Here is a 13,054-nt window from a genome sequence, read left to right as displayed (position 1 = left end):
GGGTTATGAGTAAGCCCAGGTCCCTGGCCCTGCCGCCGCGCACCCGTGCCCGCCGTCTCGACACCGTGCGCGGACCGTTCGCCGTGCTCGACGCGGAGCCCGGGGGGGAGCGGCGGGGGACGGTGCTGCTGCTGCCCGGGTACACCGGCAGCAAGGAGGACTTCCTGGCCCTCCTGGAGCCGCTGACCGGTGCCGGGTACCGGGCCGTGGCCGTGGACGGGCGCGGGCAGTACGACACCCCGGGCCCCCGGGGCCGGGCCGCCTACCGCCGCCGGGCGCTCGCGCTCGACGCGGTGGCGCAGGCCCTGGCGCTCGGGGACGGTCCCGTCCATCTGGTGGGCCACTCGTTCGGCGGTCTGGTGGCCCGGGCGGCGGTGGCGGTCGCGCCGGACGCCTTCCGCTCGCTCACCCTGCTCTCCTCGGGCGTCGGGCGGGTCTCCCGGCCGCAGCGGATCCGGGTGCGGGCGCTGCGGGCCGGGCTCGCGCTGCTGTCGAAGGAGCGGGTCTGGCAGGCGATGTGCTGGCTGGACAGCCGGGGCGAGGAGCCGGACACCTCCGACGTGCCGGGGCTCGCGGACTTCCTGCTTCGCCGCTGGTCGCGCACCCGGATCGCCCAGCTCAGGGGCGCCGGGCGGCTGCTGCTCGACCGCCGGGACGGTACGGAGGAGCTGCTCGCGCTGCGGACGCCGCTGCACTTCGCGTACGGGACGGACGAGATGGTCTGGTCGACGGCGGACCTCGCCGCGGCGGCGGCCCGCACCGGCGCGCACCACACGGTGGTGGCGGGCGCGGGCCACTCCCCCAACGTGTCGCACCCCGAGGAGCTGACGGCCCGCCTCCTCGGCTTCTGGGAGCGCGCGGTCGCGCCCCGGGAGGTCAGTACTGCGCCTTGAGGTGCTGCCAGAAGCCGTCCCGCAGGGAGCGCCGGAGCGCGGCGTGGCCGCGCAGGGAGCGGCTGAGCAGGCGCTCCGCCTCGACCAGCAGGTCCTGGTCGAACGATCCGGGCAGATAGGGCGCGCCGGGCAGGAGCTCGGCGAGCCGGTCCCGGCCGCGCTCGGCGAGCCAGGCCGCCGCGATCTGCGCGCCGACGAAGCGCGCCTCCTCGCGGGAGGGCGGCGGCTCGCCCTCGTTCTCGTACGTGGTGACGGGGCGGCGGGTGACGTACGGGCGGCAGAAGTCCAGGTCGAAGGTGCGCTGGCTGTCGACCTCCCAGAGGAGGGCCTCGGCCTGGTTGCGGCCCTCGGCGGCCTCGATTCCCCAGAGGTGGACGCGGGCGCCGTAGCCCTGGGCGGCCTCGACGGCGGAGACGAGGTCCTCGTCTCCGCCGACCAGGGCGGCGTCGCTGATGGCGCGGTGGCGGGCGAGGGACTCCAGGTCCGTGCGGATGAGGGAGTCGACGCCCTTCTGCTGGTTGTTGGCGTTGAGGTTGCCCAGGCGGACCTTGACGTCGGGCAGCTCGGCGATGGCCTGCTGCTCGGGGGTGTGGATGCGGCGGCGGGCGCCGTCGTACCAGTAGACGCGCAGGAGCCGGCTGTCCGCGAAGATCGTGCGGGCCTTGTCGATGAAGGCCTCGATGAGCCCTTCCGCGTCGAGGTCGAAGGAGCGCCGGTCCTCGGTGCCGACGACAAGCAACCCGGCCGCAGCATGGACGTAACCCGCGTCGACGAAGATGGCGTGTGTGGAAGGGGTCTTGGCGACCTCGGCCAGCATCCGCCGGAGGAGCTCGTTGGTGCGCTCCAGGCGTGCGTCGAGTGCGCGCAGGCGGGCGTCGGTCTCGGTCACCTGAGTGGTGTCTGCGTCGTTCATACGCGGCTCATTGTCCGCCATGGGCGGCTCGTTGTCCGCCGCCGTCGGTCCGGCCGCCACGGCCCCTTACCCGCCAGTATTTAGTCATCCGAAAATTTTCCTTAGCGTAAGGAATGTTTGCAGGATGCATGTCGTTGTAGAGGTACGTCACGCAGTTCTCCACCAGGAGGATCAACTCAGACGAAGGGAGAAGCCCGTGCGCTTCGAAATCCTGCGACTCGACGACGTCGACGGCACGCCCGTCGACCGGACGGTCGTGGACGCCGCCTCCGTCAACCGGATCGTGCAGCAGGCCGCCTCGATCGGCCAGCGCATCTGGATCCGCCCCGCCGAGACCTCGGCCTCGTAACAGGCCCGGTCCACACCACGCACCGCGCCCCCGCACGGACTCCGCGACAGCGGAATCCGTACGGGGGCGCAGTGGCGTCCGGGCCCGCCCGGGGTCTTTCCGGGCCCTCCCGGGCCCCTTCGGGCTCAGGCGCCCCGGATCACCTGGGTGACGCCGTTGATGATCTGCTGCACGGCGATCGCGGAGAGCATCATGCCGGCCAGCCGGGTCACCAGGACCACTCCGCCGTCCTTGATGATCCGGATGATCACGAGCGAGTACCGCATGGTCAGCCAGAGGACGACGTGCATGGCGGCGATGGCGGTCCACACGGAGATCTGCGAGGCCACGCCGTCGGCGTGCTGCACGGCGAGGATGACCGAGACGATCGCGCCGGGCCCGGCGAGCAGCGGCATGCCGAGCGGGACGAGGGCGACGTTGACGTCCTTGGTCTGCTTGGGCTCGTCGGTCTTGCCGGTGAGCAGGTCGAGCGCGATGAGCAGCAGGAGCAGTCCGCCCGCGATCATCAGCGCGGGGACGGAGACGTGCAGGTACGCCAGGATCTGCTGGCCCAGGATGCCGAAGACGGTGATGACGCCGAAGGCGACGGCGACGGCCTGCCAGGCCATCCGGCGCTGCACCTTGGCCGGACGGCCGGAGGTGAGGGCGAGGAAGATCGGGGTGATCCCGGGGGGATCCATGATCACGAAGAGGGTCAGGAACAGCGAGCCGAAGACGGCGACGTCGAACACGGTGGGGTGCCTTGCGGGAGAGGTGGAACGGTGGGGTGTCGCCCGCGGGATCCGGAACGTGGGATTCCGTCACCGGGGCAGGGGGCGTGCCGCCCCGCGCACGGCACAGGGCGGTACGAAGGGTGGACCGGGAGCGGTGAGGGGGCCTGCGGACGGCTCCGCGGAACGGCCCGCGCGGACGCGCGTCGGCGGGGCGGGTTCCGTCGGGGGAGGTACGGCCTAGGCGGTGACGGGTCCCCCGGCGCCGGGGACCGGAAAGGCCCCCGCCGCGCGGCGGGTGATCTCGCCGTAGATCTCGGGGTCGGTGGTGTACTCGCCGAGGCGGCAGGTCTTGCGGCTGCCGTGGTAGTCGCTGGAGCCGGTGGTCAGCAGGCCCAGCTCCTTGGCGAGCCCGCGCAGCCGCGCCCGCGTCGCCTCGTCGTGGTCCATGTGGTCGACCTCGACGCCGTCGAGACCGGCCTCGGCGAGCCGGGCGATCGCGGCCTCCGGGAGCACCTGTCCGCGCTTGACGGCGAGGGGGTGCGCGAAGACGGTGACGCCGCCGGCCGCCTTGACGAGGCGGATCGCCTCGACCGGGTCCAGCTCGTGCTTGCCGACGTGGGCCCGGCCGCCGTCGGCGAGCCACTCGGGCGTGAAGGCGCCGGACACGTCGGGGACGACCCCGAGTTCGACGAGCGCCTCGGCGACGTGCGGGCGGCCCACGGAGCCGTCGCCGGCGATCCGGGCCACCTGCTCCCAGGTGACGGGGACGCCGAGCTCCCGGAGCTTGCCGACCATCGCCCGGGCACGGGGCACGCGGTCGTCGCGGACGAGTTCGCGCTCGGCGAGGAGCGCGGGCTCCTCCGGGTCGAAGAGGTACGCGAGCAGGTGCAGGCCGATCCCGTCGACCCGGCAGGACAGCTCGGCCCCGGTGACGAGGGTCAGCCCCTCGGGCAGCGCGGCGATCGCCTCGGCGTGGCCGCGGGTGGTGTCGTGGTCCGTGAGGGCGACGACGTCGAGACCGGCGGCGGCCGCGTTCCGGACGAGCTCGGCCGGGGAGTCCGTGCCGTCGGAGGCCGTGGAGTGGGTGTGCAGGTCGATGCGCACGACGCGGTACTCCGGGGGCTCGGGACGGACGGGGACGCTCCAGCATAACGGGCGAATCGAACACGCCCGCACGGAAGGAACGCGGTGGCCCCGGGCGGGACCCCGGCGCGGCGAAGGCCCGGTCCGGCGCCGGACTCAGCCCAGCAGGCGCGGCGTGAGCGCCCCGCACGGCAGCAGTTCGACCTCGGCGCCGGCGTCCCGCAGGTCCGTCAGGACCAGTTCGTCGTACATCAGGAGGCCGGACTGCTCGGGCCAGACGATCGCCCACAGCCACAGGCCGCGCGCCTCGCCCGCGAAGACCGCGCGGTCGTGCGGGGCGCCGGTGACGTGCCAGAGCGGGGTGGGGCGCCCGGCGGCGAGCACCTTCGTCTGGGGCGGCTTGTCGATGGCCATGCCGGAGCCGGGGTCGAGTCCGTCGATGCCGGCGTACCGCGCGCCGAGGCCGACGCCGAGCTCCTCGGCGACCAGGAGCAGCTCCCCGATCCCGCCGAGCGGGCCGGGGCCCGAGCAGGCGACGGCGGTCGCGCGCCCGCCGCTGCGGTCGTCGCCCGCGTACGCGACACCGGTGAAGAGCCAGCCGACGGGCAGGGGCCACGGCATCCACACGGGCACCCGGGAGCGGTGCACCACGACGCCGAGGGCTTCGACGCTGGGCGGGACGACGGGCTGGAGCGGGTGCACCGAGCCGTGCACGTCACACTGCCAGGAGTCGGCGAAGAGGCCGGGCGCTCTGACCCGGCCACCGCACTTCGGGCAACTGGGTTCGCCCCTCATAGGGCTCAACGGTCCTACCCCTTCCGTCCCGCGTCAAGGACGACCCCGAACGATCACCCGTCCGGCACGGGCCGCCCACTCGCACGTCCCTTCCGCTATACCCGCACACCGCCTCCCCATATAGATGTAGCTTGCACTCATTAGGCCGTCTAACTTATTCTGTGTATATCGCACTCATCCGGTCACCACGGAGGGACAGCACCCATGGAGAGAGAAGCGGCACCCACCGGGGACGCACCCGCGGGCGGGAGCATCCTGCGCCAGCCCCCCGCCGTCTGGGCCACGGCCGGCGCCTCGGTCGTCGCCTTCATGGGCATCGGCCTCGTCGACCCGATCCTGCCGTCGATCGCGCAGGGCCTGCACGCGACCCCGAGCCAGGTGTCGCTGCTCTTCACCTCGTACTTCCTGATCACCGCCGTCGCGATGCTGGTCACCGGCTTCGTCTCCAGCCGCATCGGCGGCCGCAGGACCCTGCTCGCCGGGCTCGCGCTCGTCGTCGTCTTCGCCGCCCTCGCCGGCACCTCCGACACCGTCGGACAGCTCGTCGGCTTCCGGGCCGGCTGGGGCCTCGGCAACGCGCTCTTCGTCTCGACCTCGCTCGCCGTCATCGTCGGCGCGGCGGCCGGCGGCAGCGCGGCGGCGATCCTGCTCTACGAGTCGGCGCTCGGCCTCGGCATGGCCTGCGGGCCGCTGCTCGGCGCGGTCCTCGGCGACGCGAGCTGGCGCTACCCCTTCTTCGGCACCGCCGCCCTGATGGCGGTCGGCTTCCTCTGCATCGCGGCCTTCCTCGGGGAGCAGCCGAAGCCGGCCCGGAAGACCTCGCTGCTCGACCCGGTCCGGGCCCTGGGCCACGGCGGCCTCGCCTCGGCCGCGGCGGCCGCGTTCTTCTACAACTACGCGTTCTTCACGGTCCTCGCCTTCACCCCGTTCGTGCTGAACATGACGCCGTACAAGTCCGGCGCGGTGTTCTTCGCCTGGGGCGTGCTGCTCGCCGTCTTCTCGGTGCTCGTCGCACCCCGGCTCCAGCGCCGGTTCGGCTCGCTCACGGTGCTCACCGGCTCACTGGTGCTGCTCGCGGCGGACGTCGTGGTGCTCGGCTACGGCGGCCACACCACCGCGATCGTCTGCACGGTCCTGTCGGGCGCGTTCATCGGCGTCAACAACACCGTCTTCACCGAACTGGCCCTCGGCGTCTCGGACGCCCCGCGCCCGGTCGCGAGCGCGGGCTACAACTTCGTCCGCTGGTTCGCCGCGGCGGCCGCCCCGTACTTCGCCCCGAAGATCGAGGAGTGGACCGACGTCCACGTGCCGTTCGCGGTGGCCGGCGCGGCGGCGCTGCTCGGCGCCGTCGTCGTCACGGTCCGCCGCGCCTCCCTCACCCACGAGGCCGAGGAGCTGGCCCCGAAGCACGCCACCGAGGACGGCGTCGGCGTCTTCGCCAACTGACCGTCGGCGCGAAGGGCTTACGGGCCCGTCAGTCGAGAGGCACGGACCTGCGCAGGGGATCGCGCAGGTCCGTCCCGTGCGCCAGCCAGCGCTCCTCCAGGGCCTGCGCCCCGTGCACCCGCTTCCACGCCGCCTCGTTCGAGGTCATCGGCAGCAGCGGCAGGAACCGCACCGGGTCCATCGGCTCGTCCAGCTCCAGGTCCTCCACCAGGCCGCCCGACTCGGCGACGAGCACCGAACCGAAGGGGGCGCCCGGCCAGAGCGGTTCGCCCACGTCGAGCGAGGCGCCCGGGGCCACGATCACGCCCTCCACCTGCGGGGTGGAGGCGAGCACCGCGAGCGGGCGCAGCACCTTGTCGGTGTCGGCCGGGCCCGCCCGCACGGTGAGGACGAGTTCCGCGCGCGGACCCTTCACCGGATCGGCGAGCACGGCGGTCGGATCGGCCATCGGCCGCGCGGACATCCCGAGGGTCGCGTACCGCACGAGATCGCCGTCGACGAAGCGGAGCACCTCGATCCGGTCCGTGCCGAGAAACGTCACCGCGGCGCGCGCGTCCGGTTCCCCGAGGGCCGTGCGCAACCGGGCCTCGACCAGAGCAAGAACTTCTCCCATGGGTTGAGCATAAAGCGCGTATGGAACGGGCAAAGGAAGGGATTGACCCTCTGTCGGCTGATAGTCTTGGCCGCTGGCCGGGAGCGTTGGATCCCCGACCACTCGTCACACGTCATCCCTCACGGGGGACCGGCCGGAGGAGGTGGGGCTGCGATGGACCGAAGTCGGTCGGGCAGTACCAGCGGCTCTTCCGCCCCGCACCCGAGCCCGGTGCGCTTTTCCTCCCGGTGATTCCGGGTACGCGACTCCAGGACCGCGCGATCCCCCGATCCGCACGGACCGCGCGACCCCCTTCTCCGGCATCTCGCACGACGGAAGAGCATTTCGACCTCGCCTGTCCGTAGCGAATGTCTGTAGCGAACGCCGTCACCGCGATCCCCCGGTGCCGCCCGCTTTGTGGACGACGTAGCTCCACGTCCCCATTCCGGGCTGTGCCACGCTCGCCGACGGCCTCTCCGTGAAGGAGCATGCCCATGTCGATGATCCGTGACCTGCGTGCCGCCGTCCGTCCGAGCCTGCGGCACCCCCTGCGCAAGACCCCCACCACGTACACCGCGTACGACCCCACCCGCGACCACTCGGCGTCCACCGCCGTCGTCGACTGCGCCGTCTACCGCGACGGGCGCCGGGTCGAGGACGACGCGTGCCTCACCCCGCGCGGCGCGATGCGGCGCGTACGGGAGAAGGGCGGCTTCGCCTGGATCGGCCTGCACGAGCCGACCGAGGCCGAATTCGCCGTCATCGCCGCCGAGTTCGGGCTGCACCCGCTCGCCGTCGAGGACGCCGTCCACGCCCACCAGCGGCCCAAGCTGGAGCGGTACGACGACACCCTCTTCACCGTCTTCAAGACGATCCACTACGTCGAGCACGCCGAGCTCACCGCGACCAGCGAGGTCGTCGAGACCGGCGAGGTCATGTGCTTCACCGGCCCCGACTTCGTCATCACCGTCCGGCACGGCGGGCAGGGCTCCCTGCGCAACCTCCGCCACCGGCTCCAGGGCGAGCCCGAGCTGCTCTCCAAGGGCCCCTCGGCCGTCCTGCACGCCATCGCGGACCACGTCGTCGACGGCTACATCGCGGTCGCCGACTCCGTCGAGCTGGACATCGACCAGTTGGAGATCGACGTCTTCTCGCCGGCCGTGAAGGGCTCCACGCGCGGTACGGACACCGGCCGGATCTATCAGCTCAAGCGCGAGGTCCTGGAGTTCAAGCGGGCCGTCACCCCGCTGCTGCGGCCGATGCAGTTGCTCAGCGAGCGGCCGATGCGGCTCGTGGACCCGGACATCCAGAAGTACTTCCGGGACGTCGCGGACCACCTCGCCCGCGTCCAGGAGCAGGTCGTCGGCTTCGACGAGCTGCTCAACTCGATCCTCCAGGCCAACCTGGCGCAGGCGACCGTCGCGCAGAACGAGGACATGCGCAAGATCACCTCGTGGGCGGCGATCGTCGCCGTCCCCACGGCGGTCTGCGGGGTGTACGGCATGAACTTCGACCACATGCCGGAGCTGCACTGGAAGTACGGCTACCCGATGGTGCTCACCGGCATCGTCGTGGTCTGCCTCACCATCCACCGCACCCTCAAGCGCAACGGCTGGCTGTAGGGCGGTCGCGGATAGGCTGCGGGCATGACCGATCAGTCGCTCGGGCCCGCCCTCGTCGAGGAGGCCACCAAGAAGTCCGGCCTGGTGTGGGTGCGCGGCACCGGGCCCGCCCGCGCGCTCTGGCACGTCTGGCACGACGGCGCCGCGCTCCTCGTCGGCGACGGGCCCGGCGAGCAGCCGCTGCCGGGCCTGGTGGACGGCGGCACGGCCGAGGTGACCGTCCGCAGCAAGGACAAGGGCGGCCGGATCATCGCCTGGACGGCCGCCGTGCGCGAGCTGGCCGCCGGTACGGAGGAGTGGGACGCGGCCGTCGCGGAGCTGAAGGGCAAGCGGCTCAACGCGCCCGACGGCGAGGCGATGCCGGAGCGCTGGGCGCGCGAGTGCCGGGTGGTGCGGCTGGAACCGCGCGAGGTCGCCGCGGAGCTGCCGGACGGCTCCCTGGCGGCCGTACCGCTGCCCACGGCGGCCACCACCCGCCGTCCCGTGCCGGCCGCGCTCCCGCGGCTGCTCCTGAAGCGCCGCAAGCGCCGCTGAGGGGCGCGCTCCTCAGGTGCGGGGAAGCTGCTTGCCGTAGTCCACGGTCTCGTCCTTCGTCGGCGCGGCCAGCGGGAAGTCCTTGTTCCAGTCGGAGAGCGTCACCACGCCCCCGCCGCCGCCCCGGGCGAACTGCACGGGGTACGGGGAGCCGTCCAGGGACACGTCGAGGACGCCGCCCCCGCCGTCCGCGCCGCCCTTGACCTTGATCGTGCGGACCCCGCCGACCCGCGTGCGGTCGCCCTTGACCTTCTCGCCGTGCAGCCCGATGAGGCCGTCGAGCAGCGGCTTCATGTCGGTGAAGCCGCGCAGTTGCCGGTACGAGGGGTCGTCCTGCGGCACCTTCACGTACTTGCCGTCGAGCTTCTCGGCGGCCTCGACGTCCGTCTCCGTCGGCTTGTCGTCGCCCTTGCCGTGGGACCAGAAGCCGGCGTCGGCCTTCAGGTAGAGCGTGTCGCCGACCCGCGTCAGCTCGAAGGTGCCGTTCCGCGTCGTCACCGAACCGCTGGCGCCGTCCCGCTTGAGGCGCATGTTGAGCTTGAAGGTGCCGCCCTTGCTGACCAGGGTGCCGGCCAGGCGCACCGCCTTCGCCCCGTCCGCCACCGTCCGCGCCTTGCGCTCGATGTCGGGGGCGGCGAGCCGCCCGACCCCGTTGGTCCCCTCGTCCGGGTCGGCGGCGCAGGCCGTGAGCCCCGCCGTCAGTCCGGCGCAGAGCGCCAGGGGCACGACGGCCCCGCGGATACGCGATGCCGGGGTGCGGACGGTCATCTGCGCTGCCTCTCGTGATCGTGCGGGCGTACGGGCGCCGGGACCCGGCCGGGCGGAGGGGCAGGGTCCGGTACCCCTACCGGTACCGGGGGTTCCGGCTCCGGTACCGGGGTAACAGCAGACCGCAGCGTACCCGGGCCGGCCGGCGGCCCCGGCAGGCAGCCGTACGGAGGCACTGCCGGAGCGGGCCGGAACGGCACGGGCTAGCCTGAACCGGTAGCGCTCCGCGATCACCGGCCGGGCGCTGCGAGGACTCGAATCGTGCGACACCGAGGAGGCGCGTGGCATGGCGGCAGGCGCCCCCCGGATCTTCGTCTCCCACCTGGCGGGGGTCCCCGTCTTCGACCCCGTCGGCGACCAGGTCGGCCGGGTCAGCGACCTGGTGGCCATGCTCCGGGTCGGCCGCCGCCCGCCGCGCCTGCTCGGCATGGTCGTGGAGGTGCTCAGCCGCCGCCGGGTCTTCGTGCCCATGACCCGGATCACCGGCGTCGAGTCCGGGCAGGTCATCACCACCGGCGTGGTGAACATGCGCCGCTTCGAGCAGCGCCCCACCGAGCGGCTCGTCCTCGGCGAGCTCCTGGACCGGCGGGTGCGGCTCGTGGGGAGCGACGGGCGGGAGGGCGAGGAGGTCACCGTCCTCGACGTCGCCATCCAGCAGTTGCCCGCCCGCCGCGACTGGGAGATCGACAAGGTCTTCGTCCGCAAGGGCAAGGGCGGGGTGCTGAGCCGCCGGGGCGAGACCCTGACCGTCGAGTGGTCGGCCGTCACCGGCTTCTCCCTGGAGGAGCACGGCCAGGGCGCCGAGAACCTGCTCGCCACCTTCGAGAAGCTGCGCCCGGCCGACCTGGCCAACGCCCTGCACCACCTCTCCCCCAAGCGGCGCGCCGAGGTGGCCGCGGCCCTCGACGACGACCGGCTCGCGGACGTCCTGGAGGAGCTGCCGGAGGACGACCAGATCGAGATCCTCGGCAAGCTGAAGGAGGAGCGGGCGGCCGACGTCCTGGAGGCGATGGACCCGGACGACGCGGCCGACCTGCTGTCCGAGCTGCCCGAGGAGGACCAGGAGCGGCTGCTGACCCTGATGCAGCCGGACGACGCGGCGGACGTGCGCCGCCTCCTGGCGTACGAGGAGCGCACGGCGGGCGGTCTGATGACGACGGAGCCGATCGTGCTGCGGCCGGACGCGACCGTCGCGGACGCGCTGGCCCGGGTCCGCCAGCAGGACCTGTCCCCGGCCCTTGCCGCGCAGGTGTACGTGTGCCGGCCGCCGGACGAGACGCCGACGGGGAAGTACCTGGGCACGGTGCACTTCCAGCGGCTCCTGCGGGACCCGCCGTTCACCCTGGTCAGCTCGATCGTGGACAGCGACCTGCCGCCGCTCGGCCCGGACACCCCGCTGCCGGCCGTCACCAGCTACCTCGCCGCGTACAACATGGTCGCCGCGCCCGTCGTGGACGAGAGCGGCTCCCTGCTCGGCGCGGTGACCGTCGACGACGTGCTGGACCACCTGCTGCCGGACGACTGGCGCGAGACCGAGTTCCACGAGGAGGAGGGGGCGGGGCATGGCCGCTGAACGCACGCAGGACCGGGAGCGCGAGCGCGAGCGGGCCGTGCCCCGGATCCGGCTCGACCTGCCGAGGGAGCGTCGGGCCCGGCTGCTGCCGGAGTACGACCCGGAGGCCTTCGGGCGCCTGTCGGAGCGGATCGCCCGCTTCCTGGGGACAGGCAGGTTCCTCGTCTGGATGACGCTGACGATCGTCGTCTGGGTGCTGTGGAACATCTTCGCGCCGGGGCCGCTGAAGTTCGACGAGTACCCGTTCATCTTCCTGACGCTCGCGCTGTCCCTCCAGGCCTCGTACGCGGCCCCGCTGATCCTGCTCGCCCAGAACCGGCAGGACGACCGGGACCGGGTCAACCTGGAGCAGGACCGGAAGCAGAACGAGCGGTCGATCGCGGACACCGAGTACCTGACGCGGGAGATCGCCGCGCTGCGCATGGGCCTCGGCGAGGTCGCCACGCGCGACTGGATCCGCTCCGAGCTCCAGGACCTCCTCAAGGAGATGGAGGAGCGCCGGGATCTATTCCCGTCCGGCGACGCGCGCGGAAGTGACGTACCCGACCGTTGACGGCCTTACGTGGGCCGGCGCTCCGCGCCGTACCATCGTCGGTATGGCTACGGAAGACGCGGTGCTCGAAGCACTGGCGACGGTGAACGACCCCGAGATCAACAAGCCGATCACTGAGCTCGGCATGGTCAAGTCGGTGGAGATCGAACCGGACGGCAGGGTCGCCGTCACGGTCTACCTGACGGTCTCCGGGTGCCCGATGCGCGACACCATCACGCAGCGCGTGACCGAGGCCGTCTCCCGGGTCGAGGGCGTCACCGGCGTCGACGTCTCGCTGGACGTGATGAGCGACGAGCAGCGCAAGGAGCTGGCGGCCGCGCTGCGCGGCACGACCGCCGAGCGCGAGGTGCCGTTCGCCAAGCCCGGCTCGCTGACCCGGGTCTACGCGGTGGCGTCCGGCAAGGGCGGTGTCGGCAAGTCCTCCGTCACCGTGAACCTGGCCGCGGCGATGGCCGCCGACGGCCTGAAGGTCGGCGTCGTCGACGCCGACATCTACGGCCACAGCGTGCCCCGGATGCTGGGCGCGGACGGCCTTCCGACCCAGGTCGAGAACATGATCATGCCGCCGTCGGCGAACGGCGTGAAGGTCATCTCGATCGGCATGTTCACCCCGGGCAACGCGCCGGTGGTGTGGCGCGGCCCGATGCTGCACCGCGCGCTCCAGCAGTTCCTCGCGGACGTGTACTGGGGCGACCTGGACGTCCTCCTCCTCGACCTGCCGCCGGGCACCGGCGACATCGCGATCTCGGTCGCGCAGCTCGTGCCGAACGCGGAGATCCTGGTCGTCACGACCCCGCAGCAGGCGGCGGCCGAGGTCGCCGAGCGGGCCGGCTCGATCGCCGTCCAGACGCACCAGAAGATCGTCGGCGTCGTGGAGAACATGGCGGGCCTGCCGTGTCCGCACTGCGACGAGATGGTGGACGTGTTCGGCACCGGAGGCGGCCAGAAGGTCGCGGACGGCCTGACGCAGACCACGGGCGCGACCGTCCCGGTCCTCGGCTCGATCCCGATCGACGTGCGGCTGCGCGAGGGCGGCGACGACGGCAGGCCGGTCGTCCTGTCCGACCCGGACTCCCCCGCGGGCGCGGCGCTCCGCGCCATCGCCGGCAAGCTGGGCGGCCGCCAGCGCGGCCTGTCGGGCATGAGCCTGGGCATCACGCCGCGCAACAAGTTCTGAGCGGGTCACGAAGAAGGGCGCCCCGGTTCGCCGGGGCGCCCTT

General features: G+C 72.7%; 14 protein-coding genes. 8 read left to right on the top strand and 6 right to left on the bottom strand.

What is annotated here, in order from left to right:
* Window positions 1-5 precede the first annotated feature (5 nt).
* Window positions 6-893 (top strand): alpha/beta fold hydrolase, encoded by an 888-nt coding sequence (locus tag ACFYNX_RS18495; protein WP_388662519.1) that lies wholly within the window; start codon window positions 6-8, stop codon window positions 891-893.
* Here the strand turns inward: ACFYNX_RS18495 and ACFYNX_RS18490 are convergent.
* Entirely contained in the window at window positions 877-1,806 is a 930-nt protein-coding gene (locus ACFYNX_RS18490) for an NYN domain-containing protein (protein WP_388662517.1), read from the bottom strand. The genes ACFYNX_RS18495 and ACFYNX_RS18490 overlap by 17 nt on opposite strands.
* 196 nt (window positions 1,807-2,002) lie before the next feature.
* On the opposite strand from ACFYNX_RS18490, the gene ACFYNX_RS18485 reads away from it, so the two are divergent.
* Window positions 2,003-2,155, top strand: coding sequence for a hypothetical protein (locus tag ACFYNX_RS18485; protein WP_104860408.1), 153 nt, complete (start codon window positions 2,003-2,005; stop codon window positions 2,153-2,155).
* A gap of 125 nt (window positions 2,156-2,280) precedes the next feature.
* Here ACFYNX_RS18485 and ACFYNX_RS18480 read toward each other — a convergent pair whose 3' ends face one another.
* The 3 genes from ACFYNX_RS18480 to ACFYNX_RS18470 form a co-directional block, all read right to left on the bottom strand.
* Window positions 2,281-2,886 carry a MarC family protein gene (locus tag ACFYNX_RS18480; RefSeq protein WP_125657789.1) on the bottom strand — a complete coding sequence of 202 codons (606 nt, stop codon included), beginning with the start codon at window positions 2,884-2,886 and terminating at the stop codon, window positions 2,281-2,283.
* A 219-nt stretch (window positions 2,887-3,105) separates the two neighbouring features.
* Complete coding sequence (locus tag ACFYNX_RS18475; protein WP_365541172.1) at window positions 3,106-3,972, bottom strand: PHP domain-containing protein; 867 nt, start codon at window positions 3,970-3,972, stop codon at window positions 3,106-3,108.
* A 135-nt stretch (window positions 3,973-4,107) separates the two neighbouring features.
* Complete coding sequence (locus ACFYNX_RS18470; protein ID WP_125657783.1) at window positions 4,108-4,746, bottom strand: DUF6758 family protein; 639 nt, start codon at window positions 4,744-4,746, stop codon at window positions 4,108-4,110.
* Window positions 4,747-4,950: 204 nt separating this feature from the next.
* On the opposite strand from ACFYNX_RS18470, the gene ACFYNX_RS18465 reads away from it, so the two are divergent.
* Entirely contained in the window at window positions 4,951-6,192 is a 1,242-nt protein-coding gene (locus ACFYNX_RS18465) for an MFS transporter (protein ID WP_388662514.1), read from the top strand.
* A gap of 28 nt (window positions 6,193-6,220) precedes the next feature.
* On the opposite strand, the gene ACFYNX_RS18460 is transcribed toward ACFYNX_RS18465, so the two are convergent.
* The gene (locus ACFYNX_RS18460) at window positions 6,221-6,805 is read right to left on the bottom strand and encodes a suppressor of fused domain protein (RefSeq protein ID WP_388662512.1); all 585 of its coding nucleotides are present in this window, start codon (window positions 6,803-6,805) and stop codon (window positions 6,221-6,223) included.
* Window positions 6,806-7,278: 473 nt separating this feature from the next.
* On the opposite strand from ACFYNX_RS18460, the gene ACFYNX_RS18455 reads away from it, so the two are divergent.
* Both ACFYNX_RS18455 and ACFYNX_RS18450 read left to right on the top strand, forming a co-directional pair.
* The gene (locus tag ACFYNX_RS18455; RefSeq protein ID WP_356542446.1) at window positions 7,279-8,406 is read left to right on the top strand and encodes a magnesium and cobalt transport protein CorA; all 1,128 of its coding nucleotides are present in this window, start codon (window positions 7,279-7,281) and stop codon (window positions 8,404-8,406) included.
* Between the two features lie 24 nt (window positions 8,407-8,430).
* Window positions 8,431-8,940 carry a hypothetical protein gene (locus ACFYNX_RS18450; RefSeq protein WP_388662509.1) on the top strand — a complete coding sequence of 170 codons (510 nt, stop codon included), beginning with the start codon at window positions 8,431-8,433 and terminating at the stop codon, window positions 8,938-8,940.
* Between the two features lie 12 nt (window positions 8,941-8,952).
* Here the strand turns inward: ACFYNX_RS18450 and ACFYNX_RS18445 are convergent, their stop codons facing one another.
* Window positions 8,953-9,708 (bottom strand): hypothetical protein, encoded by a 756-nt coding sequence (locus ACFYNX_RS18445; protein ID WP_125657768.1) that lies wholly within the window; start codon window positions 9,706-9,708, stop codon window positions 8,953-8,955.
* A gap of 286 nt (window positions 9,709-9,994) precedes the next feature.
* On the opposite strand from ACFYNX_RS18445, the gene ACFYNX_RS18440 reads away from it, so the two are divergent.
* Genes ACFYNX_RS18440 through ACFYNX_RS18430 form a run of 3 tightly spaced genes read left to right on the top strand, consistent with a single transcriptional unit; the run spans window position 9,995 to window position 13,011 of the window.
* Window positions 9,995-11,281, top strand: coding sequence for a magnesium transporter MgtE N-terminal domain-containing protein (locus tag ACFYNX_RS18440; protein WP_365541163.1), 1,287 nt, complete (start codon window positions 9,995-9,997; stop codon window positions 11,279-11,281).
* Window positions 11,271-11,834 (top strand): DUF1003 domain-containing protein, encoded by a 564-nt coding sequence (locus ACFYNX_RS18435; protein ID WP_388662507.1) that lies wholly within the window; start codon window positions 11,271-11,273, stop codon window positions 11,832-11,834. The genes ACFYNX_RS18440 and ACFYNX_RS18435 overlap by 11 nt, the downstream gene beginning before the upstream one ends.
* Before the next feature lie 43 nt (window positions 11,835-11,877).
* Entirely contained in the window at window positions 11,878-13,011 is a 1,134-nt protein-coding gene (locus tag ACFYNX_RS18430; RefSeq protein WP_125657759.1) for an Mrp/NBP35 family ATP-binding protein, read from the top strand.
* Window positions 13,012-13,054: the final 43 nt, after the last annotated feature.

The organism is Streptomyces sp. NPDC007872 (genome assembly GCF_042868165.1).
Taxonomy (GTDB): Bacteria; Actinomycetota; Actinomycetes; order Streptomycetales; family Streptomycetaceae; genus Streptomyces.
The sequence above is the reverse complement of the archived record's forward strand: the minus strand, read 5'-3'. Positions and strand labels throughout refer to the sequence as shown.

What these genes read in the sequence shown, in the direction of transcription:
- ACFYNX_RS18495 (WP_388662519.1), top strand. Translation starts at nt 6, where the DNA reads ATGAGTAAGCCCAGGTCCCTGGCCCTGCCGCCGCGCACCCGTGCCCGC.
- ACFYNX_RS18490 (WP_388662517.1), bottom strand. Translation starts at nt 1,806, where the DNA reads ATGAACGACGCAGACACCACTCAGGTGACCGAGACCGACGCCCGCCTG.
- ACFYNX_RS18470 (WP_125657783.1), bottom strand. Translation starts at nt 4,746, where the DNA reads ATGAGGGGCGAACCCAGTTGCCCGAAGTGCGGTGGCCGGGTCAGAGCG.
- ACFYNX_RS18465 (WP_388662514.1), top strand. Translation starts at nt 4,951, where the DNA reads ATGGAGAGAGAAGCGGCACCCACCGGGGACGCACCCGCGGGCGGGAGC.
- ACFYNX_RS18460 (WP_388662512.1), bottom strand. Translation starts at nt 6,805, where the DNA reads ATGGGAGAAGTTCTTGCTCTGGTCGAGGCCCGGTTGCGCACGGCCCTC.
- ACFYNX_RS18455 (WP_356542446.1), top strand. Translation starts at nt 7,279, where the DNA reads ATGTCGATGATCCGTGACCTGCGTGCCGCCGTCCGTCCGAGCCTGCGG.
- ACFYNX_RS18450 (WP_388662509.1), top strand. Translation starts at nt 8,431, where the DNA reads ATGACCGATCAGTCGCTCGGGCCCGCCCTCGTCGAGGAGGCCACCAAG.
- ACFYNX_RS18445 (WP_125657768.1), bottom strand. Translation starts at nt 9,708, where the DNA reads ATGACCGTCCGCACCCCGGCATCGCGTATCCGCGGGGCCGTCGTGCCC.
- ACFYNX_RS18440 (WP_365541163.1), top strand. Translation starts at nt 9,995, where the DNA reads ATGGCGGCAGGCGCCCCCCGGATCTTCGTCTCCCACCTGGCGGGGGTC.
- ACFYNX_RS18435 (WP_388662507.1), top strand. Translation starts at nt 11,271, where the DNA reads ATGGCCGCTGAACGCACGCAGGACCGGGAGCGCGAGCGCGAGCGGGCC.
- ACFYNX_RS18430 (WP_125657759.1), top strand. Translation starts at nt 11,878, where the DNA reads ATGGCTACGGAAGACGCGGTGCTCGAAGCACTGGCGACGGTGAACGAC.